Source organism: Mesorhizobium sp. M1307, from assembly GCF_040318155.1.
In the GTDB taxonomy this organism is placed as follows: Bacteria; Pseudomonadota; Alphaproteobacteria; order Rhizobiales; family Rhizobiaceae; genus Mesorhizobium.
In genome coordinates this window covers 1-20,036 of the sequence record NZ_JAMYLR010000067.1, presented here as the reverse complement: position 1 = coordinate 20,036, position 20,036 = coordinate 1, and the positions used below count along the sequence as shown (strand labels likewise).

The 20,036-nt window shown below is 60.7% G+C and carries 15 protein-coding genes; 8 read left to right on the top strand and 7 right to left on the bottom strand.

The window, feature by feature from the left end; genetic code table 11:
* The first annotated feature begins 344 nt into the window (after positions 1 to 344).
* From NKH16_RS33115 to NKH16_RS33105, 3 genes are read left to right on the top strand one after another with little or no spacing between them, the layout of a single operon-like run.
* A complete protein-coding gene (locus tag NKH16_RS33115) occupies positions 345 to 968 on the top strand; it encodes a hypothetical protein (protein WP_352450288.1) in 624 nt (207 codons plus the stop codon).
* The gene (locus NKH16_RS33110; RefSeq protein WP_352450289.1) at positions 965 to 1,360 is read left to right on the top strand and encodes a phage holin family protein; all 396 of its coding nucleotides are present in this window, start codon (positions 965 to 967) and stop codon (positions 1,358 to 1,360) included. The genes NKH16_RS33115 and NKH16_RS33110 overlap by 4 nt, the downstream gene beginning before the upstream one ends.
* Entirely contained in the window at positions 1,357 to 2,271 is a 915-nt protein-coding gene (locus NKH16_RS33105; RefSeq protein WP_352450290.1) for a hypothetical protein, read from the top strand. Before NKH16_RS33110 ends, NKH16_RS33105 begins: the two co-directional genes overlap by 4 nt.
* Before the next feature lie 362 nt (positions 2,272 to 2,633).
* Here the strand turns inward: NKH16_RS33105 and NKH16_RS33100 are convergent, their stop codons facing one another.
* The 5 genes from NKH16_RS33100 to NKH16_RS33080 form a co-directional block, all read right to left on the bottom strand.
* Positions 2,634 to 3,233, bottom strand: a complete 600-nt coding sequence (locus tag NKH16_RS33100) for a zinc-binding metallopeptidase family protein (protein ID WP_352903671.1) — start codon at positions 3,231 to 3,233, stop codon at positions 2,634 to 2,636.
* Positions 3,234 to 4,607: 1,374 nt separating this feature from the next.
* Positions 4,608 to 8,078 (bottom strand): ATP-binding protein, encoded by a 3,471-nt coding sequence (locus NKH16_RS33095; RefSeq protein ID WP_352903669.1) that lies wholly within the window; start codon positions 8,076 to 8,078, stop codon positions 4,608 to 4,610.
* The gene (locus tag NKH16_RS33090) at positions 8,075 to 9,334 is read right to left on the bottom strand and encodes a metallophosphoesterase family protein (protein ID WP_352903675.1); all 1,260 of its coding nucleotides are present in this window, start codon (positions 9,332 to 9,334) and stop codon (positions 8,075 to 8,077) included. Before NKH16_RS33090 ends, NKH16_RS33095 begins: the two co-directional genes overlap by 4 nt.
* Before the next feature lie 161 nt (positions 9,335 to 9,495).
* The gene (locus tag NKH16_RS33085) at positions 9,496 to 9,762 is read right to left on the bottom strand and encodes a BrnA antitoxin family protein (protein WP_352903673.1); all 267 of its coding nucleotides are present in this window, start codon (positions 9,760 to 9,762) and stop codon (positions 9,496 to 9,498) included.
* Between the two features lie 454 nt (positions 9,763 to 10,216).
* A complete protein-coding gene (locus tag NKH16_RS33080; protein WP_031194806.1) occupies positions 10,217 to 10,429 on the bottom strand; it encodes a cold-shock protein in 213 nt (70 codons plus the stop codon).
* 522 nt (positions 10,430 to 10,951) lie between these two features.
* On the opposite strand from NKH16_RS33080, the gene NKH16_RS33075 reads away from it, so the two are divergent.
* A complete protein-coding gene (locus tag NKH16_RS33075; RefSeq protein WP_352903667.1) occupies positions 10,952 to 11,818 on the top strand; it encodes a ferritin-like domain-containing protein in 867 nt (288 codons plus the stop codon).
* 548 nt (positions 11,819 to 12,366) lie between these two features.
* On the opposite strand, the gene NKH16_RS33070 is transcribed toward NKH16_RS33075, so the two are convergent.
* Complete coding sequence (locus tag NKH16_RS33070) at positions 12,367 to 12,708, bottom strand: hypothetical protein (RefSeq protein WP_352903665.1); 342 nt, start codon at positions 12,706 to 12,708, stop codon at positions 12,367 to 12,369.
* 991 nt (positions 12,709 to 13,699) lie between these two features.
* Between NKH16_RS33070 and NKH16_RS33065 the strand changes: the two genes are divergently transcribed.
* Positions 13,700 to 14,176: a hypothetical protein gene (locus NKH16_RS33065; RefSeq protein WP_352903663.1), complete on the top strand. Its 477-nt coding sequence runs from the start codon at positions 13,700 to 13,702 to the stop codon at positions 14,174 to 14,176.
* A 315-nt stretch (positions 14,177 to 14,491) separates the two neighbouring features.
* On the opposite strand, the gene NKH16_RS33060 is transcribed toward NKH16_RS33065, so the two are convergent.
* The gene (locus NKH16_RS33060; protein WP_352903661.1) at positions 14,492 to 14,710 is read right to left on the bottom strand and encodes a KTSC domain-containing protein; all 219 of its coding nucleotides are present in this window, start codon (positions 14,708 to 14,710) and stop codon (positions 14,492 to 14,494) included.
* Between the two features lie 456 nt (positions 14,711 to 15,166).
* Here NKH16_RS33060 and NKH16_RS33055 point away from each other — a divergent pair, with 456 nt between their 5' ends.
* The 3 genes from NKH16_RS33055 to ligD form a co-directional block, all read left to right on the top strand.
* The gene (locus tag NKH16_RS33055; protein ID WP_352903659.1) at positions 15,167 to 15,625 is read left to right on the top strand and encodes a ferritin-like domain-containing protein; all 459 of its coding nucleotides are present in this window, start codon (positions 15,167 to 15,169) and stop codon (positions 15,623 to 15,625) included.
* Between the two features lie 468 nt (positions 15,626 to 16,093).
* Positions 16,094 to 17,626: a hypothetical protein gene (locus NKH16_RS33050; protein WP_352903658.1), complete on the top strand. Its 1,533-nt coding sequence runs from the start codon at positions 16,094 to 16,096 to the stop codon at positions 17,624 to 17,626.
* An 846-nt stretch (positions 17,627 to 18,472) separates the two neighbouring features.
* Positions 18,473 to 20,036: DNA ligase D (gene ligD, locus NKH16_RS33045; protein ID WP_352903656.1), on the top strand; the 1,564-nt coding region annotated here is incomplete at its 3' end.

Here is a 20,036-nt window from a genome sequence, read left to right as displayed (position 1 = left end):
ACCGCTACGGGCATCATGCCTTTCTTAGCCATTGCGTCGGAAACCCCGGAAGCAGTTCGCTTCGTAAGCCATCCATCCGGACCGCACCCGTCTACCTGTAAGTCGCACCGGAGTCCGGTCGCTGATATCATTCTAACGCTCACTGCCTTGGGCATAAGGCACCCGTTCAGGCTAGTTAGGCGGCGCTTACCAAAAAAGTGCTGTTCGAACGGAACACAGAAAGCGCAGGCAAGTTCGGTGGGCAGTGGAGGAGATTGCGCCATGAACAGTGTCATTTATCTCATCGGCCTTGTCGTCATCGTGCTTGCGATCCTCTCCTTCCTCGGATTCCACTAGGAGATACCATGCAGGACCAGGATGACCAGGGCCGTCAGACGGCCGATTTCGAGGCAGCCAAAAGCCAGCTTTCGGAAAGACTACAACTGGAAAAGCAGACCGCGACAGAGGCGCTCCACGATGCTCGCGACGAAATCACTAGGAAAGCCGCCGATTACGCCTCGGAAGCAAAGGAAGCGTTGTTCGACAAGGCGGAGGGAACGCAGCGCGACGTGAGCGCCAATCTGAAGGCTTTCAGCGGCGCATTGCGCGCGGCAAGCGAGCATCTTGCCAACAGCGATCAACGGACCGCTTCGAAATTCGCCCTCGACGCCGCAGGGGGGCTCGAGCGGCTTTCGTCGTCCTTGAAGGATAAACCGTTCGACGAGGTGCTTGGTGAGATCCGGTCGTTCGGCCGCGACAACTCGGGGGCGCTGATCGCCGGTTCCGTATTGGCGGGCCTGGCGCTGGGACGGTTCATCAAGAGCTCGCCACCATCTGTCTCGACCGGGACACCGGTCCAGCCGGGAACAGGCCAAGCATCCGAAACGGGTTCGAACTCTCGATCGGCAGAGGCACTAGAGCCGACGCCGCTACGATCCGATCAGTCCGGCGACGACTGGGCCAATGCAAGCCTGGAGCGAAACCCATGACAGACAACCAGGACAGTCGCAGCCTGACAACACTTGTGGGGGATCTCGCACAGCAGGTCACGACGCTGCTTCAAACCGAAAGCAGGCTGTTGCGAGCTGAAATTTCGGAAAAAGCGAGCAAGGCCGGCGCTGGGGCAGTTGAGGTCCTGGGCGGCGCCATTTGCCTGCTCGCCGCCCTGATTGTGCTCTTGCAGGCGCTGGTAATTGCTTTGGCGAGCGCCGGGCTCGGAGCCGGATGGTCCTCGCTGCTCGTCGGCGTCGTGGTGGCAGTACTGGGCGTCATACTCTTGCGCACCGGCACCGCAAGCATGGCTCCCTCGGAGCTGACGCCCGACCGCACGCAAGACCAACTCAAGCGCGACGCACGCGTGATCAAGGACCAGATAAGATGATCGACAAATCCTCAGCCGAACTCGAACGCGATGCCGACATTGCCCGAGCCAAGATAACGGACACCGCAGACTCGATCCGCAGCAAGATGACACCGGGTCAGCTGATCGACGAATTCACCGGGATGTTCACCGGTGAGGGGGCCGCCATGCTCAGCAACCTCAAGGCTCAGGTCAGGGACAATCCCCTGCCCCTTACATTGGTGGGCGCCGGCCTGGCGTGGCTGATGCTCGGCAAAGGCACTTCGCTAGACAGGTCAGCGCCAGGCGCGTATCGGAGCGGCAGGCCATCTGGGGGCTCCCGCAATTTCTCCGACCGGCAGAGCTTCGGCGAGGGCTGGCAGGAGTCGAGCAGCGAGTACTACGGTGCCGAAAGCGAAGCTGCCGGAGGCGGCTCCATGCTCTCAGATGCCGCTGATTCGGTGGCTTCGGTAGCAGGCGGTGCTACCGAAGCTGTTGCAGACCTTGCGAGCGGGGCTAGAGAAAAGTTGAGAAGCACGGGCGGACAAGTCGCCTTAGGCGTTAGTGATGCGGCTGCACAGGCGCGCGAGTCTGCGCTGGACTTGTTCCAGCGCGAACCTCTGGCAATGGCTGCTGTCGGCCTCGCCGTGGGCACCGCCATCGGTGTGATGCTGCCCCACACCGCCACGGAAGACGAGCAACTTGGCCGCTACAGCGACCAGCTCCGTGAGAGTGCCGAGGTCGTCCTCGAGAAGGGGATGGAGCAAGCCAAGCAGGTCGCCGCCGAAGCCTATGAGACCGTAAAGGAAGAGGCTGACCGCCAGGGCGCCAGCGGCGACGAGACGCTAGTCGACCGCGTCGGCGAAGTGGTAAAGAAGACGGCAAGCAAAACCGAGGAAGCTATTCGCGATCGTTTGCCGGAGACGGACGAGCCTCCCAAAACTTCGTCATAGCGCTGCCGCCGGTTTTGTGGTGCGCTGGCGAAGCTGTTCTTGAGGATCTCTTCGCCGGCGACCGCATGCCTCGGGATTGATCTGGCATCCAACCTCGGACTTGCAGATTTGCTCCTGGCGAGGTATCGAGGTACGCCTTCCGCGCGCACAAACATCGCTCACGACTTGCGGGCAAGACATCGAAAGCATAGCCGATGTGAAGCCGCTCGAGCGGGGGGTGGTAGTCTCGTCCCTACGGGGCCGATATTGATGGTGGAATGTTGGCCAGCCCGCCTGACTTCGGCCAGCGAATGCCGTCGCGCCACATCGGGGTGTTGCGGGCGACGACGTTGAGACCGGATCGGTAGCCTCGCCAAAGAAGCTCATATCCGAGATGCCGGCGAAGTAATCCGCACAGCCGATCGCCGAACCATAGCGGGCGCTTGCGCCGGCTGCGATGTCCGAGGCAATCGCGCGCAACCTCGCCGCTGCCGGGGCTGTCCTAAAGACTCGTCGGCAGATAAGGTATTGAGCCGAAGCCGGTGACGCATTGCCGGTCCCGGCAAGCGGCTCAAACGCCATGTCTCCTCGGTGACCAGCCGGCACTGCTCGCGCAGCGGGAGATCGCCGGCGGCAAGTGACGCGCTGACGGTGTCAAGCCTTGATCGTGCTTCCCCATCGAGACGGTCCAACACTGCCTCGTAGCGATATAGGGGAATTGTTTCGGCGAGATCGACCGCGTTGATGCCGTGCAGGGGATGCCGCCGTTTCAGCTCCACCAGGCAGGCAGAAGAAGCATCGGCGCAAAGCCGGTCGAAGCGACCAAGCACCTCATCGGGCGTGCGGCGATAGCTCAGCACGTTGAACGTAGCGAACGCGGTCGCAGCCGTTGTCACGTCGTAGCCGGACTTGCCGTCGCGGATGCTGAGCAGGCTCGGCGTGCCCGGAGCCGACTGGGAAGGTCGGTGAGCTCCGAAGCCCATTCAACCGGGCGGCTATACCAGCGGCAACAGTCGCGGCATTCAGCCCATTAATCGTCGGCTTCGATTCCCCACTTGCGCTTCTCCGGTCGCGACCTTCCCGCCGTACCTTTCGAAACGGCGGGCTGTCCTCTCGGTCGTCAGGTTACTGGATGACCTTCACGATCCATTGGCGCTCGCGTACTTTGCCGAACGATGGTGTTTCTCCAGCCGGCGTCCGTGCTGCTAGGATCGATCTTCGCCAACCGCGATCTCGCCTCGGCCACGCGTCGTTGCGCAGCCCGGATCCTGCTGCACAACGCGAGATTGATGCCGGACCGCAGCCTTCATCCAGCATGTCGTTTGCACGTTCGAGAGAGCGTTCGGCCCGGTTAAGCCGCTGTCGGGCTCTCGCCAGTTCCATATCCAAAAGTTGTTATTCCGGTCCCTTCGATTTGCAAACCGCTTGTGGTCGCCGTTGGTTCCGGCTGTTCGCGAGCGGCAGCTCAGACGTCGATCTGGCGGGCACAGTTCTGGAGCGAGTGGTGGCGCCAGTGGCCTGAAGGTCGCGACGAACGAAACGCCGGCCCAGATCAACCCGCCCCACGTATTTCAAAGCTGCGGGGATCGTTCTTCACCAAGCGGTCTGCGGCCTCGACCGCAGTTCGTAGCCTGCTGCACAGCGCGAGATTCTCGGCCAGCATTTCTTCAGTGCGTTGAAGCGCGAGCTCGGTCCGGTGGATGCGCTGCCTGGCATTGGCAACTTCCGATGTCAAAATATCGGCCGCTATCCCATGGCCCCGGGGTTCCATAGTGTCCATGGATCTCTAATACATGGGGGCCGATATCGTTCCCATGATGTCGTGCGAAGCTGGGTGTCGCAGCGTTCTGGATTGCGACTGGCGAAAAATGAAGGCCTCGAGCGTTCATCGATTGACCAGTGGAAACGGCACCTGAAACTCCACATTGAACCATTCATCGGAACGACGCTGCTTTCCCACATCACGGTGCCGGCGGCGCGCGAGTTCGCGGACAAGCTGCGCAATGAAGCAACGAAGGCCGATTGCACGCGATGGCCCGGAAGGCTCTCGGCTCGCTTGGGGCGCTTTGCTCAGACGCACAGGAACGCGGCCTGGCTACACGCGATCCGGTCACGGTCTCCGCGGCGCGCGGCGCAGAGGCAATGAGCGCTAGCCGGAAAAGCGACAGAAAGGCAAGCTCAAGATCAGCGTCGACATACCGACGCGCGAAGAGATCAAGGCCCTTCTTGCCTCGTTGACGGGACGCTGGTGCCCGCTTCTCCGCACTCCCTCTTTACCGGCACGCGATCGTCGGAGCTTCGCCGGCTGCGGTGGAGTTTGCAGCCGGGCCTCAACTCATCCCACGCGATGCCAGGCACTATCCGAGCTCGTGAATTGTAACGCCGGGAACAACAGCCTTCGCGATCTCGCACAGGTGCTGGTGATGCGTCAGATAAATCACCTGGCCAGCGCGTGCCATCTCACCAAACAACCTAAAAACCTCCTCGGACCGGAAATGGTCGAAGGTCTCCATGATGTCGTCGGCAATGAACGGCACCGAGGGTCGAACCTGGGCGAACTCGTAGTATCCGGCAAGCCGCAGCGCCAGGTAGAGCTGAAAACGCGCACCCTTTGATAGTGCGTCGGCGACCTTGGACTGCCCGTCGCGCTGCAATGCGATGAGGACTTCCCCGCCCTTCACAGGTTGGGTCGCAAGCCCCGAATACTGACCGCGCGTGATGAGTGCGAAAGCGTCAGATGCCCGCTTCATCATCCCGGAGCGATGGCGCTCGCGGTACACGCGCAGAGCGTTCCTTGCGGCCATAACTCCTAGTTTTAGCTCGAAGTAGCGGACTGCCTTTTCTTCGATTTCCAGCACGACGGTGCGGCGCTCGGCATCTATCCGCGCAACCGCGCTGTCGCCGCCAATCGCGTCCAGCTTGTCGGTCGCCCGGGTCTGGCGAATAAGCTGCTGTTGTATCGCTTCATCGAGATCCCGAAGCCGTTGCTCACTTTCAGCTTTCTCGACCAGGAGACTATCGACCTCGACAGAATCCAGCATCGAACGCGCCTGGTCGAACCCTTCGACCGCGAGCTCTGCCGACAGCTGCTCCTCAAGCTCGGCAACGGCAGCGCGCAGGCGATCCCTTTCCCGTAGCAACTCGTCGCGTTCCACGACTTCCGACAACGTGGTGACGCCAAAGGCGGTCAGGACCTCACTTTTGCGTCGCTCATGCGCCATTGTCTCGAGATTGAGACTGTCACGAGCGTCCTGCAGGCGCTTCAGGTCATTGATGAGGTCTGCCTTCATCTCTCTGGCGCGATCGGCGCGCTCCAAGCGCTCAGCAAGCCGGATCGCCAACTGCTCCGGTTCGTCGTCGTTCGCCGGCTCACCCGCTTCAGCTGCGGCAGCGGTGACCTCGACAATGAAGTTGTCTCGGTCTGCCTCCATCTTCTCTATGCGGAGCCGCATGGCATCGCGCTCCTGAATGCTTTGCGACAGCTCAGCCAATTGATCGAGCACGTTGCCGACGCCGGGCGCCGAAATGCCGCTTTCAAGCCAGGTGCCGGCAAGCGCTTCGGTAATGCCTGCCAACCATTCCTCCTCGCGCCTTTCTGCCACGTCCAAAGCCCGTCGTCTGGCGGCCAGATCCTCCTCTTTCGCGCCCACGGTCTTAAGCGCCTCGGCACGCTCCGCATCGATCTTGAGCTGCCTGTCGAGGAACAGTTCTGCCACGGCCATGACAGTCTCCAGGCTGTCGCCGGGTTCCGAGTCTAGGCCGACCCTCGCCAACGCCCCGATCAACTCCAGCTGGACCTGCTCTCCCTCGTCGAGCGCGCGGCGGGCCTTCTTGCGTGCCAGCTCGACCTCCTTCCAGGCCGCGAGCGCATCAATGCGGGCAGAGGTACGATCCTCGATCGTTTCGATCAGACGCTCGGGCGACAATTCCACGCAATCTGCCAGCAGCTCGCTGGCCACCGCGCGAAGTTCTGAGAGTACAGCCTGATCGTCCAGGTCGATCTGTGCAAGCTGGTCGCGGATACGTGTGATGGCGGCTGTTGTTTCGGTGAGGCTGCGGAGCGTTCTCCGGATCTCGGCGAGCTCTCGCGCGTTGGCCAGCCGAACCGCTCCAACACTGTCGTCACGCGCCAATAGCGCCTCGAAATCGTCAGCAGTTTGGCCAGTAAATTCGCCCCGATGCCTGGCCCAAGCCTCGTCTCGGGCGCGGCGAATGGCGGAGGCCGCCTCATCATCGGGTACATCGACCGAGGCACGAAGCGCATCCAGGCGAGCCGAGAGCAGGTCGTGACTCTCCTGGTGTTCGGCGAGACGTTCGCAAAGGACAGCCCTGCCCTTTCCCAACCCAGCTGCCCGCACCTTCCATGCACCAACCTGCCTGACACTCGGGACGGGCACCCTGGCCAGTGCCCCGGCGTCTCCGGACCAGGGATGCAGTCGAGCGATTGCCGCCTCCCATCGAACCGTGCTCGCGTCCTCCGCCTCGCGGGCCATCTTGAGGTCTTTTAGGTGCCCGCTGGCTCGCGCTTTCGACAAGGCCGAGGCCAGCCTTGCCCTGGCAGGTTCGGGCACCCCCCTCTCTTGCCCAACCCGCTCGCGTGCCGCCTGAAGTGCATCGAGCGCCGCCGCGCATTCGTCGCGGGCAACGCGTACGCCGGTGGCGATTCCCGATCGCTCTTCGAGCATGGCGCGAACAGCGCCGACTCTGGCAGCAGGCAAAAGCAGCGCAGCCGGATCTGCTTCGGACGATCTTCCAAGGCCGGCAAGGCAAGTCGCCACGGCGCTGTCGAGTATCTGCAGCTCGGTCCTGCGGCTTGGCAGGTCCAGGCCTGCGGAGACATGGCGCACTTTGCGATCCGCGAGCGCCCGAACCCGCTCAGACATTGCCAGGATCGCCTCGTCCACCTCGACCGAGCAGATTTTCATTGTCACGCGCTCGGCGTCGTCGATGTTCCCTGACAGCCGCGTTCTCAGGCTGGCGTCGTCATCGATCAATCCGGTGACGGTGCCTGTCCAGGTCCGTAGTGGTGAAGCGATGTCAGGCAGCTCGGCAAGCTGGGCCCCCTTGCGTCGGATCTCGGCGAGGATCGGGATAGCGCGAAGATACCTGGCAATGGTGTCAAGCCGACCCGACAGCAACGATCGTTCAGCAATACTGCGGTCGTATTTTTCCGCCGCGTCAAGACGTTCGGCCTCAAGGCTCTCAAAAGTCGAAGCCAAGGTGTCGATCGCGTCCCTGCGTGACTTGAGTTCCGCGAGGCGCTTCTTGAGCAGCGCAAGTTCGGTTCCGTGAGCCTGCTTGCGATAGAGCCCGTCCGCTTCGGTCTCTAGCGCGCTCAACGTGTCGCTCGCATGCCCGAGACCGGCGCTGGCCGTGAACAGGAGCTTGCCCAGGTCGCCACGCGACTCCAGGATTGATTTTCCGCCTGCTTCCAGCGTCTCGTCGTCCAGCGAAAACATGGTCTCATATGCGTCACGCGACAGACCTGCGAGAGGGGCCGCTATCGCCACTTCGCTCACCGGTTGCTCCATTGCGTTCAGCAGCGAGTTGGTGCGCTGCTTCGTGCGCGTGAATGTGTGCTCAGTGCCGGCGAGTTCGAGCACCCCGCCGATACGCATCGCGCTGTACTCGTGCAGGAAATTGTAGCGGCTGCGTTCCTCGATACCGAACAGCAGGTCCAGATAACCGGAAAGTGCGGTCGACTTGCCGGCTTCGTTCAGCCCGAACACAATGTGGAAGTCGGGACCGGACTCCGGCCTTGGGCCGAATTCGATCGTCCCGTCGGTGAACTTTCCATAACGAATAAGATCAAGGCGCCGGAGCCTCATTGCGCTCCACCTGCCTTGAGGCGGGCCGTGACCAGGTCGGCACCGCTGGCAAGCACCTTGTCGATGAACAGTTCCAGCCCAGCTTCGTCCCGTCCGGCGAAGTCGCGCCCGTCCGGCGGCAGATCGGCAATCATCTTTTGGACAAGCGCCCTCGCCTCGGCGCGGAAGGCCTCTGACTTGACATCGGCACGCATGGATTGCGCGAGTTCGAAAATCGGATCGGCGACGTCATCGGCTGTTTCCGCGATCTGTGGAGCCAGGTCAAGCTCAAGTTTTTCGACCCATGTGTCGCCCGTCTGCTCCGCCGCCTGCTCGGCTTCGGCCAGCAGCAGGTCCCTGTCGCGGATCAGCGCCCATGAGAACGGCGACGCCCCGGCCAGTCCGAGACGGACCACAACGTGGCGGGATCTGACGGAACCCCGGATACCTTCGAGCGCGGAACTGACACGGCCGACGACCTCAGACCATTCGACCGTCCCGGTCAGATCGACGCGCGCCCGCTCGAACTGCGCGATACTGGTCAGTTTTTCCTCGATCTCGACGGAGCGGTCATCTCGTATCGTGACCAGAGTGACGGATTTCTCTCCGGCCTCGTTGATGTCCCTGCCCTGCGGCATTCCCGTCATCACAACGGTGCTTGCTCCAGGATGGACTTGGCGCACGTGGATGTGCCCAAGCGCCCAATAGTCAAAACCATGGCCGTGCAGGTCAGCGATGCTGCAAGGGGCATAGACATCGTGACCGGGCGATCCAGCGAGGCTGGTGTGCATGATGCCCACATTGACCGCCCCTTCCCGGGCCGCCGGATACTTGGGCAGCAGGCTTTGCGGGGCCTTTGGGTTCGCGAAGCTCAATCCATGGAATGCGACGTCAAGCCCGCCGGCCGTTTGCAGCACCGACTGGGGGCGGCCGCCGAAGATTGTGACCGTGTCCGGAAAAACGAGCTGTTTCGATATGCGCGATAAGGCGTCGTGGTTTCCGCGGATCTTAAAAACCCTGATGCCGGCCTGGTGGAGGCGTGTCATTTGCGACGCCAGGAAACGGGCGGTTTTCATCGACGTCTGGTCGCCATCATAAAGATCGCCGGCAATGACGAGCGCATCGACACGTTCCGCAAGGCAGAGGTCTATTATCGAGACAAATGCCTGGCGACTGGCGTCCCCCACAAGTTCGGCAAGATCAGGGTTTCGCAGCGCCAGCGAACGTAGCGGCGAGTCGAGGTGAATGTCGGCCGTGTGTACGAATCGAAATGCCATTCGGGTCTCCGCCCGGAGCATAGAGGGGTTCGGCCGCGGCTCGATGAAAAAATTCCAGGATGCGCGTTGTCGGTTGTCCAAATGGTGCGCAATCGCTTACGCTTATGCTTCCGTTCAACTCCATCTGCGTCGCCGCTATCAGCGCCGTGCCGATCAGCCGATCAGTAGTCGTCTGATCGTTTGTCATCGGCATTGGTCGGTTCTTTGGAGATAGCGCGCCGCAAGGTGTCGTTGATCCGATCCTGCCAGCCCGGTCCATCTTCCTGGAAGTGGTCCAGCACCGCCCTATCGATCCTGATCGAAACAAGCTCTCTGATACTTGGAGCAGCCGACGGTTCGCGAACCGGCGCCGCCGGCTTTTTGATCGGCTTGAAGGCGGCTTCAGCGGCTGACATCGGATTTGTGGGTCGGCGTGGAGGATTTGCCATTTGATGATCCTGACTGGTCATAATGCTTGTCGAGCGGCCCAGTGCCAATGCGCATCATAACCAATGTACCGCAGCCCGCACAAAAAGAAAAAGGCCGGACTGTTGAGCCTGGCCAAGTATGAAGGCAGCTTAAACCTCCAAAGGGGGAAGAAAAATCCGACGCGATGTCCATGTGGGCCAACTCAGGCTATCTTCAATGACATTGCTTTACGATACAACAAGCCAAAGTGCTCCACGGGGCAACACCACGTCGCCGACCATCCTACGCTAGAGGACGCAAACGCGAAAAACGCGGGGGACTTCCCGCCTTCCGTTGGTTGACAACCTGTTTCACACGCAATCTGCGGCCCAGGTCTCTCCATCATACCAAGCTTCGCGCGCTTTTTTACACCGCGGTCAGTGCATTCGTGACTTGCCGCGCTCCTGCGGCTTTCGCCACGGCGCGCCAGAGAAATCAACCTGCTTTGCGGAGATTGCCAGCAGAAGACTTGCCGGTACGTCGGTCCTGCTCGATGTCATAGTTGATCTTTTGGCCCTCAACGAGGTTCGACAAACCAGCGCGCTCGACGGCGGAGATGTGAACAAAAACGTCCTGACCGCCATCGTCGGGCTGGATAAACCCAAACCCTTTAGTGCTGTTGAACCACTTCACGGTTCCAGTTGCCATGTGCATATACTCCATTTGTGACTTCCCAGCGTGTTTGATCCGACGAAGAGACCAGACCGGTTCATAAATAGACGCAGCAAAAGCGAGAAATCGCAAGGCCCGGATGGATCGACCAGAATACCAACTTCTCTCGATGGCCCACTCGTCTCATAGTCGACAGGAATTTTCCTTTCCGGCGTGAAGCCCCTCCGGCCATCCTTGCTGTCCTGGGTTATCACGGCCCGCTCGTTTCCCTCCGGCCCTTAGCTTGCCGACTTGCGTTTCGAGTTCTTGGTCGACCGTGCTGACGCGGGCGTAGCCTATCCAGCTCATAATGTGTCACCTCAATGTCCAGACTCTAGGCTTGGTCACAAATAGTCGATGCCAACTCCGACGTTACGGCTGCCCAAAAGCCATTGATCCGGGAGCACGACCCCTGCAAAGTCCGACCTTTACAGGAACATTTCGCCTGTGGCGGAGTTGGGCGCGTGGCCCGCGATCGGACGCCAACAGATGATGCCGGCGGGCTTTTGGGAGGAAGCCATGATACGTGCCATCCCTTCACTTTGCGTTTCCCGCCGCGGCGCATTGCAATTTGGGCTGGGAGTCGCCGCCGCGACCGGCCTGGCGCCGGTTTCGCGCGCCTATGCCAAGGAGGAAGTGCAGGACGAAGACATCTTCCGTTTTGCGCTCAACCTGGAATACATGGAGGCCGAATACTACCTTCGCGGCACCACCGGGAAAGGCATCGACGCCGCCGATGCCGGTTCGAAACCCGGCGATGTCGTCGGCGGAAAGAAAGTGTCCTTCGAGACACCCGCCATCGGCGAATTCATGCAGGAGGTTGCTGAAAACGAACTCGCGCATGTCCGGTTCTACCGCAAGACGCTTGCAAAGAACGCTGTCGACAGGCCGGCCATCGATTTCGATGCGGGGTTCAAGGCGGTTGCGGAGGCAGCGGGCCTCGGGCGGGACTTCGACCCCTTCGGCAACGAAACGAACTTCGTTCTCGGCGGCATGCTGTTCGAGGATGTCGGCGTCACCGCCTATGCCGGTGCCGCGACGGTTCTGAAGAACAAGGAGTTTCTCGCCGCCGCCGCCGGCATATTGGCGGTCGAGGCCTACCACATGGGAATGGCGCGTTCCACACTGTACCGGAAGGGAGAGAAAGCCTGGAAGGCCGCCAACGCCGTCTCCGATGCACGAGACAAGATCGACGGGCCGCAAGACAAGGACCAGGGCATCCAGGTGAATGGCAAGGCCAATTTCGTTCCCTCGACGCCCGACGCGATCGCGTTCACCAGGACGCCGAAAGAAGTGCTGCGGATCGTCTATCTCACCGACAAGGACGGAGTGAGCAAGGGCGGCTTCTATCCGGAAGGGATGAACGGGACCCTGAAGAGCACCTGAGCCGCTCGCGACAGGGCGATCGGATCGCCGGAAGAGACGCAGCGGGCCTGCGGGCGGCACTCCTGGTACGGCTGCGCGACGATCACGAATGAAATCCGCCGCATGAGTCCCCCAAGATTGATTGAATTCCGAACCGCGATCATTGCGGCGTTCACAAGAACGTCAGGAAAGTGCGCTCGTGCTCGTTCCGATGGACGGAACGAACCGACCGCTTTGCCGAGAAGCAGGCTCTGCAGAAGCTCGCGGGCGGTGTGGTCGACGGGCCCGACGCAGAGGGGTGGCAAGCGACGCTGGCGTCAAAATGCTCGGCGGTGGCTGGATCCGTGCCGTCGGCGCATCCATCCCGAGAAAGGCATTCTACACCTATTATCTCCTATCGGCGCGGTTACGATCGGAGTTCCGGCCGGCGGATCGTTCACGCGCAGAGATTCCTCAACTGATGCTCGGCTGGCGGCAACTTGCTCGCCAGCGGAGTTGATTTTAGCCGGTGGTCGGGGGAGACCAGCCAGCCCCACCTTGGTGATTCCAAACCCGAGCCGATGTGCCAATCAGCAACCTTCGTCGGTCTTTTTCACCTGGCCCGGCGCGGCGGTCTTGGATGCCGTGTCCTGCTGACCTGGCGCCGCCTGCTGAGCGCCGCCAGTCTGCTGGCCGGGCGCGCAGTCTCTGGCCGAGTTCGGATTTGTGGTGCCGCTGGTGGTGGTCGTGTCGGTGCCCTGATCGCCGGACATGTTGGTGCCGCTGCTCGTCGCGCCGGTGCCCTGATCCGTCGTGCTGGGCATGGTTGTCGTGGTCGAGGTTCCGCTCGTTGAGGTTCCGCTCGTCGTCTGGGCGAAGGAAAGCCCGGCCGACACCGCCAGCACGGTCGAAGCCAAAAGGATGCGTTTCATCTTCTTTCTCCTGTCTGAATGCGCGGGGTGCGCTGTAAATCCAACAGGCAGACAGAAAGAGTGTTCCCCGAAGAAGCTCAACTTTTGTAACTCTGGTCGAAGGTCAGCCTTAGGATGGGGCGTAGCAATCTCTGACTGCAGGCAGCCCGCCCACGCTCATTCCATGGCGCGCATCAGCATCGAGGATGATGAGGTTGCAATAGCCGCTATAGTTCGGCGTAGGGTCACAGAGGGCCGCGTAAGCGCGCCGATACTGCCGGCTCCACCATTCAGTCTTCTGACGAGAAACTGGAGCGGCTTCGGGAAGCGAGGCGGGCAACCCAAGCGTCGGCCGGCAGAGTTGGAAAGAGCCAAGTTGCGCCGGGAGCGTCTAAAAGTCAAAACCGGCCGGGAAATATCGATGAAACGCTATCGATAGCGGGGAAACCGGGTCGCGGCTCGCCCACCCAGACCACACGCCGCTCCCACCTGATCTCGACCAGGGTCCGAAAACGGATGGTCTCCATTCCTGCCCGGCAGGATGGAACGTTCCGCTGTCATCGAGGCCTTGCGGCCGCATTTTTCGCAACGGACCTTTGCCCGCACCCGATCTATGGTGATGTTCCCGATCTCTTCTCGGAGTTCGAGAGGGTTGTAGAAGCGCTTAATGTGCCCGCAGCTGACGCGGCCACCTGCCCGGCACAAAGGTCGAGGCGCAGATCGCGATCGCGCGCATAATGATGGGCGCCGGCCGGCCGCTCTGGCCTTGGCGACCCTCAGGCTGTTGACACCATGTCCAATAGCTTCGAACTCAGCTTACGACCCGATCAGAAGACAGCACATCTCGAAAGTGTTTTTGCGGGTCCATCGTGCAGTCCTCCATCGCTTTTATGCCATTTTGACGCGACGGGAATTCGGAGTTAGCGGGTTCCCGCGAGCCGTTGATTGAGCCCTCCTGTGCCGTATATTAGAAATACCTTGAACATCACCCAGTCCGCTCCAGACTCAACCCATGGCTCGGGGAATAGGCATTGGTGACCAGGTGGCGATTACTGCCACGGTTCGAAGGCGGATAACAGAGGACCGCGTAAGCGTCTCTATCCCAGGTTACGACTTCCCACATTCCATCATCGACCACGCCAAGGTGAACCGAGGCCAGCAGATCGACCTAAAAGGCGAGGTCACGCGCATCGACGAGGACACCGTGACGATCGACCTCGGGCCGCTGGTCACGGTCGACCGTGACAAGGTCCGGCTAATGGAGAAATATCGGCCGCCAAAACGACGAAAGGCACTGTCGTTGCCCCGGATTAGAACCGACAACATCGCGACAGGCTATGAGGGCAGGCCGCATGACGGGCCGGTAGAGGACGAGTCGAAGCACTTGGTCTACTGCCCAGTCTGCGGCCAAACGTTCGACGCGCGCGATCTTGGACAGGTCTTCCACCACGCTGAGCCGCAGCACGAGCCGCTTCCGGTCGAGCAATAGTCCAGCTAGTTGAGTTCCGGCGGCAGACCGTCATTGAGCCCCTTCAGCGCGCCACCGACGTACGTTGGATGAGAAAAGGGTGCTGCGTGCACCGCGCCTTCCCCGCGCGCCGATGCTCCACCTGGACCGCAAAAAAGTCCCGCCGCACTGCCAGAACGGCGGGACCGATCAAACGCTTTGCACCAGGCGGGGGGATGCGGGGGGGTGGCTTGCCAAGTGAGCGCGGACCGTAACCAACCCTAAGCGCCACAGCGGCAACGCGTCCACCAACCGCCGGTTGGAGCGACAGGACGATTGAGCCGCCGGCAGGTCAGGTCATCCCGGGTCGCTATCGCTCGCAACTAGATGGTAGCGGAAACAGTTGCGGATATGGTCGTTGAAATAGCGGCTCTTGGCGAACGCCGCCCGGAACGCGGCAAAGGTTTCCGGCGGTACCCCCTCAAACTCGTACCGCTTACCGCTGGCCACGAACCAGACCGAGAGGATTCTTCTGTCGGGATCGTATTCCGTTTTGCGTATCGATGTGGAGGGCATGACGGCGGCTCGATTCGAAAAGCAATCAACGAGCGGAGAGGCCGTCGCGTTCTTGCGATCGTGATGGTGCGGTGAGGCACGAGGCTCAATGCGGAGCGCCAGCGGCCGCGATCAGCGCCTCGTCGAGGCGAGGAAGCGGGCCAGTGCCAGTTGGGCTTTGTAATGGAACGCGCAGTGGCGAGCACGTGTGATTGATCGGCGCGGCTCGTGTCCATGGCCCGTTTTCCTTGCGCCGATCTTCCGCGATCTTGGCCTTTCCCACGCATCGCTGCAGAATTTCGCGAGGTGAATTGAGGGCCGCTACGTCGCTGATCCTCTGGGACTGTCAAGGGCCGTTCGGCGGGCTTTGCTCCGGAACAATGTCTTCTTCCGAAAGTTTTTCCTTAAGTAGCAAAGGAGATTCGAAATGTCAGAAAGCCGGGAATCTTTGTCCAATGGCTTAGAGATGCTCATGCCATGGAAGAGCAGGCAGAAACGATGTTGAACGGGCAGTTGAGCCGTATCGAGAATTATCCCGAACTGAGCGACCGAATCCGACAGCACCTCGACGAAACGAAGCAGCAGGCTTCCCGGCTGAAGACCTGTCTCGATCAGATGGACGAGGGTTCATCCACGATGAAGGACGCTGGCGGCAAGCTGACGGCGATGGCGCAATCGCTGAGCGGCGTCTTCGCCGGAGACGAGGTGATGAAAGGATCGCTGGCGAGCTACACGTTCGAGCACATGAAAATCGCCTCCTACACGATCCTTATCGCCGCTGCTCGATCGCTCGGCGAAACCGAGGTCCTTCGGGCTTGCGAAGAGAATCTGCGAGAGGAAGTCGCGATGGCGGATTGGCTGAAAACCCATCTTGCCTCCACGACCGAGCAGTTCCTCGCGCGGGCCGAAGCGGACAGCGACAGCGCCAAGCGGTGAGCGGTTCGCTAGCGCGTCCCCTTCGTGAACGCTGGGCGACGAACAAGGCTGACTGTAGCAGGTGGTCGTCGAGCTGAGCATTTCAGAAATTGCTACGACGAGTGATGCTAACATTGCGGCGTCGTGACTTTGAGAGTTGAAGCGTTCGTCTGCGTAGGCCTGGTCAAATACGCATTGGCAATAGCCAAGATCGGAAGGGCTAGCGCCGCGCTCGGCGAGATCAAGCTCGAATGGGCGTATTCAAACGTTCGAAACGAGGTCGCGAGCGGAATGCCCGAGAACACTCGTCCCTGATCACTGAGCAGTTGCGTGGGCGGGCACCGACGAACGCCAAGCCGGATCGGCGAAAGTTCGTCCCGACAGCGGTCAGAGGGCGCCAGGGACGGGCAGAGGTTCCTATCAGCCCAGCCCAACAGGGAACTTACATGGAAAACTGGCGTTAATATCGCGCAATGCGGGAGCGTGCAGATGTTTTTGCTCGCAAAAGACACAATTAAGTTCAGCATTCTTGTGGCGCTTTCGGCTATATTCGTCGATGCTTCCATCGCCCACGGCCTGCTTTGGGAGAATGACCCATACTGGACCTATTGGATAACCAAGACTTTCCTGATCGCAACCGTCTTTCTATTTGGTACGGCCTTTCTCGGCATTGGCATCATTCCAGGGTTGGTCCTGACGGCGGTCCACACGCTCATTCTGGAGATTTACTATCAATGGCTTGCGCCCGTGGGGCTGCCGCAGGAACCCGAATGGCTCGACTTCAATCACCTGTGGATTACCGGCGTGCCGGTGCACTTCTTAGCGATCCTAGGTGGTTATCTTATGGCGCTGTGGCTTTGGCGGCGAAACCATGTTGTTGCTGAGACCGACCGTGGGGAGACGCGGCGGTTCGTTGTCTACGGGCTCGTTACTGCTGTGATCATCGTTGCGGCGGACGGTGTTTTGACCCAGACGGTGCTATTGCGCGACTTCCCAGGCGTCACCTTCTTCGTCCAGCACCTTTTGATCAGCTTCGTTTTTGTCTGTGTCTGGACTGCTTACGCCGGTGCCGGCCGGCTGGGCTGGACCATCGGCGCGATCATGCTCGCCTTCGTCTGGACCACTTACAGCATGTATCTGGGCCCACGTGGCCTGCCGCTCGATCAGCCTCATTATTCCGGCTACAGGGATCTTTGGTGGCTGTCGTTTCCAGGCGGTTTGGTTTCGCCACTTATCGGCTGGTGGGTCGGCGGTTGGCTGATGAAGAAGCGAAGCGTAATCGGCGTGGCTGGGATCAGCACGCTAGCCGTCCTGCTGGGTGTCCCTGCCGAACCTGCCCACGCTCAATCGAGGGGCACCGACGGTTTGATCGCAACCGCACGGGCTTCAGGCGAGGGCATGCGGGTGACCGGGGCCGATCCGTACGCAGTGAACAGCACCGTGCCTATGAACGGCACCATTGCAATCCAAACCGTGGAAAAGGGCAACCGCTGGTCGCACGTTCAGAACACGGATGGTTTGCGAGTCTCGGCCGGGTTCACCTCCGGCGACGTCGCCTATACGGTCAGCATTGACAAGCCAATGCAGCGCCACCCGCTGGGAAAGTATACGACATGGTCAGGCGTAGCGTATGAACACGAGATGCATGGCAACACTGGCATCGGCACGGGCAAGCTGCCGAAGGTACGGCCGGAAATCGCCCTTTGGGGCTGGGCACAGGTGAGCCGCAACGGGGAAGTGATCGCACGAGAAGCTCCTGCCCATGTCATGGTGATGACGGAGGGCCCCATCAAAGGCGTAATGCTCGAAATCGACACGGAGGACCAAGGCCTAATCGCAGAGCCGGATGGGTATATCAACGTGATGTGGCCCAAGGTCGAGGCGCTTCAAATGCCCGAGGGGCAGGAGCGGATACGACAGATCATCGGCTGGATCGCAATCGTCGCTTTCGTTGTCCTCTTCGGGGGCTTGGCCATTGTCGACCGGAACGACGTCTCACGCGCACGGGCCAAAGAGCTCTGAAAGGTTGCCAAAGGCATTCGGCTTCATCCACGGCGAGCGCCAGCATCGCCGCCGGCTTGAGCTGCCAGTCTTGCTGACCACCGGTGAGCCAAACTGACTTTGCCTTTCATGGACGTTACTTTGCCGGACAAGACGCGTCCGCCGCCAGCCAGTTCTCCATCGCCTCGTATGTTTCGTCCGCCGAGCTTGGCGCCGGCTCGCGATCCGCTCCGGAGGGCCCAGCCGCAGGCAACCAATTTGTCGTACCGCACATGCAGCGCCACATACCGCAGACTGCGCCCGCCAAGCGCAACCGCTACCTCCAGCGTGGTCGTCGGCAATGCCTGCTTTCAGGCAGTGGCAAAGCTGACCTCAACGGCCGACACTGAGGCGCAAAGCTGACAGACCGTTTAGTGGACTGGAACCCAAATGTCGGGTTTCTAAAGCCGATGGCAGAAAGCGGATATTGCTGTGGCGGCATTTGAGGGCACGTTCCTGCTCTTGATTATTGCCAGTGAGCTGTGCGGGCAAATCGGAGGATGGAAGGGCCGGAGGCAGGAAGTACGGCGTCAGGCCGAGGCGCTAATCAAGCGGGTCGGCAATAATCGCGAAAAGCTCAATACGGCCTGCAGCGAAACTAAAGAAGGAGTCGCGCGTTGGACGCGAACAACGCTTATTTCGCCTCTGAGTATGGTTTAGGTCAGAGTGGTCAAGCCAACGTCGCGGAAGGCAATCAATGGGTCGAACGCTTGTCAAGCGAAGTCGCCCGCTCGTGACGAGGTCACTTTGGCGCCGCCCGCTTTCCGGCCGGTCCAACTCGCAACGCTCGTGGACACGGTCCCTGCTGGCGATCGTTGGATCCATGAGATGAAATACGACGGCTATCGTATTCTCGTTGCCGTCGGCGGTGGCGAGGCGCGAGCCTACACACGATCTGGTCTGGACTGGTCTAGGCGTTTTCCCTCGATCCTCTCCGAGGCTCGCAAGCTCAAGGTGCGCTCCGCCCTGATTGACGGCGAGGCCGTGGTTGTCGATGCGGAAGGAAGATCTAACTTCCAGGCGCTTCAGAATGCATTGAAGGGTGCCCCGGCGACTATCGACTTTTACGCGTTCGATCTGCTGCAGCTCGACGGCGAAGATCTGACAAGGCTTCCTCTTGTTGAGCGCAAAGCAAAGCTGGAGGCGATCTTGCCTGCGAAAAATCCGGTCCTTCGTTACTCCGACCATATCCTCGGCCGCGGAGAAGAGCTGCTCGATCGCTTCTGCGCAGCCGGCCTTGAGGGCGTCATCTCAAAGCTCGCGGATTCGAGTTATGTGGCGGCCCGCGGCTCAAGCTGGCTGAAGATCAAATGCATCAGGCGGCAAGAATTTGTGATTGTCGGCTGGACGCCGTCCGACAAGCTCCGCGCGTTTCGGTCCTTGATCCTTGGCGTTCATGATGGCGGCAAGCTGCGTTACGCCGGGAAAGTCGGCACCGGCTTCGATACCGCTGAACTTCTTCGTCTCTTGAAGATCATGGCGCCGCTCGAGCAGAAGGCCGCCAGCGTCGACGCACCACGCGCCGAAGTGCGCGGCGCACACTGGCTCCGTCCGAAACTGGTCGCTGAGATTGCCTTCACCGAAATGACAAATGAAGGAACGTTACGACATCCGAGCTATCTTGGTCTCCGCGAAGACAAGAAGCCGGAGGCGGTCGTGCTCGAGACGGAACGTCATGCAGCCGATCTCGCCGCGTCTGCGACGACCGCCATCGCGATAAGTAATCGTGACCGCGTCATCTATCCGGAGTCCAACATCACCAAGGGACAGCTCGCCGACCATTACGCAGCGGTCGCGGCGATCATGCTTCCTTGGGTTGGCAGCCGGCCGATCAGTCTGGTTCGATGCCCACAGGGCCGCGCGAAGAAGTGCTTCTTCCAAAAACACGACGCTGGCAGCTTTGGCGACAAAGTCCACCACGTCGGCATCACGGCGAAGGACGGGCACGAGGAACCATATCTCTATGTCGACGATGCCGACGGACTGATGACTTGCGTCCAGATGGGAACGATCGAGCTGCATGGATGGGGGGCTCGGATCGAGGATGTCGAAAAGGCCGACCGCCTCGTGTTCGACCTCGACCCTGATCAAGGCCTCGATTTTGAGGCCGTCCGCGCCGCTGCCTTTCAGTTCCGCGCTATCCTTAAATCGCTGGGACTTACGACTTTCCCGATGCTGACGGGAGGCAAAGGAGTGCACGTCATCGCGCCGCTCACCCCTGACGCCGAGTGGCCAGAGGTGAAGGACTTCGCGTCTCGCCTGGCGCAGGCGGTCGCCCGGAGCGATCCGGCCCATTTCACGGCCGTGTTGTCAAAGGCGCGCCGCAAGGGTCGCATCTTTGTGGACTATCTACGCAATCAGCGCGGGGCGACCGCGATCATGCCCTACAGCG

What these genes read in the sequence shown, in the direction of transcription:
- NKH16_RS33050 (WP_352903658.1), top strand. Translation starts at nt 16,094, where the DNA reads ATGTTTTTGCTCGCAAAAGACACAATTAAGTTCAGCATTCTTGTGGCG.
- NKH16_RS33085 (WP_352903673.1), bottom strand. Translation starts at nt 9,762, where the DNA reads ATGGCAAATCCTCCACGCCGACCCACAAATCCGATGTCAGCCGCTGAA.
- NKH16_RS33060 (WP_352903661.1), bottom strand. Translation starts at nt 14,710, where the DNA reads ATGCCCTCCACATCGATACGCAAAACGGAATACGATCCCGACAGAAGA.
- NKH16_RS33105 (WP_352450290.1), top strand. Translation starts at nt 1,357, where the DNA reads ATGATCGACAAATCCTCAGCCGAACTCGAACGCGATGCCGACATTGCC.
- NKH16_RS33110 (WP_352450289.1), top strand. Translation starts at nt 965, where the DNA reads ATGACAGACAACCAGGACAGTCGCAGCCTGACAACACTTGTGGGGGAT.
- NKH16_RS33115 (WP_352450288.1), top strand. Translation starts at nt 345, where the DNA reads ATGCAGGACCAGGATGACCAGGGCCGTCAGACGGCCGATTTCGAGGCA.
- NKH16_RS33090 (WP_352903675.1), bottom strand. Translation starts at nt 9,334, where the DNA reads ATGGCATTTCGATTCGTACACACGGCCGACATTCACCTCGACTCGCCG.
- NKH16_RS33065 (WP_352903663.1), top strand. Translation starts at nt 13,700, where the DNA reads ATGGCTCGGGGAATAGGCATTGGTGACCAGGTGGCGATTACTGCCACG.
- NKH16_RS33080 (WP_031194806.1), bottom strand. Translation starts at nt 10,429, where the DNA reads ATGGCAACTGGAACCGTGAAGTGGTTCAACAGCACTAAAGGGTTTGGG.
- NKH16_RS33100 (WP_352903671.1), bottom strand. Translation starts at nt 3,233, where the DNA reads ATGGGCTTCGGAGCTCACCGACCTTCCCAGTCGGCTCCGGGCACGCCG.
- NKH16_RS33095 (WP_352903669.1), bottom strand. Translation starts at nt 8,078, where the DNA reads ATGAGGCTCCGGCGCCTTGATCTTATTCGTTATGGAAAGTTCACCGAC.
- NKH16_RS33075 (WP_352903667.1), top strand. Translation starts at nt 10,952, where the DNA reads ATGATACGTGCCATCCCTTCACTTTGCGTTTCCCGCCGCGGCGCATTG.
- NKH16_RS33070 (WP_352903665.1), bottom strand. Translation starts at nt 12,708, where the DNA reads ATGAAACGCATCCTTTTGGCTTCGACCGTGCTGGCGGTGTCGGCCGGG.
- NKH16_RS33055 (WP_352903659.1), top strand. Translation starts at nt 15,167, where the DNA reads ATGGAAGAGCAGGCAGAAACGATGTTGAACGGGCAGTTGAGCCGTATC.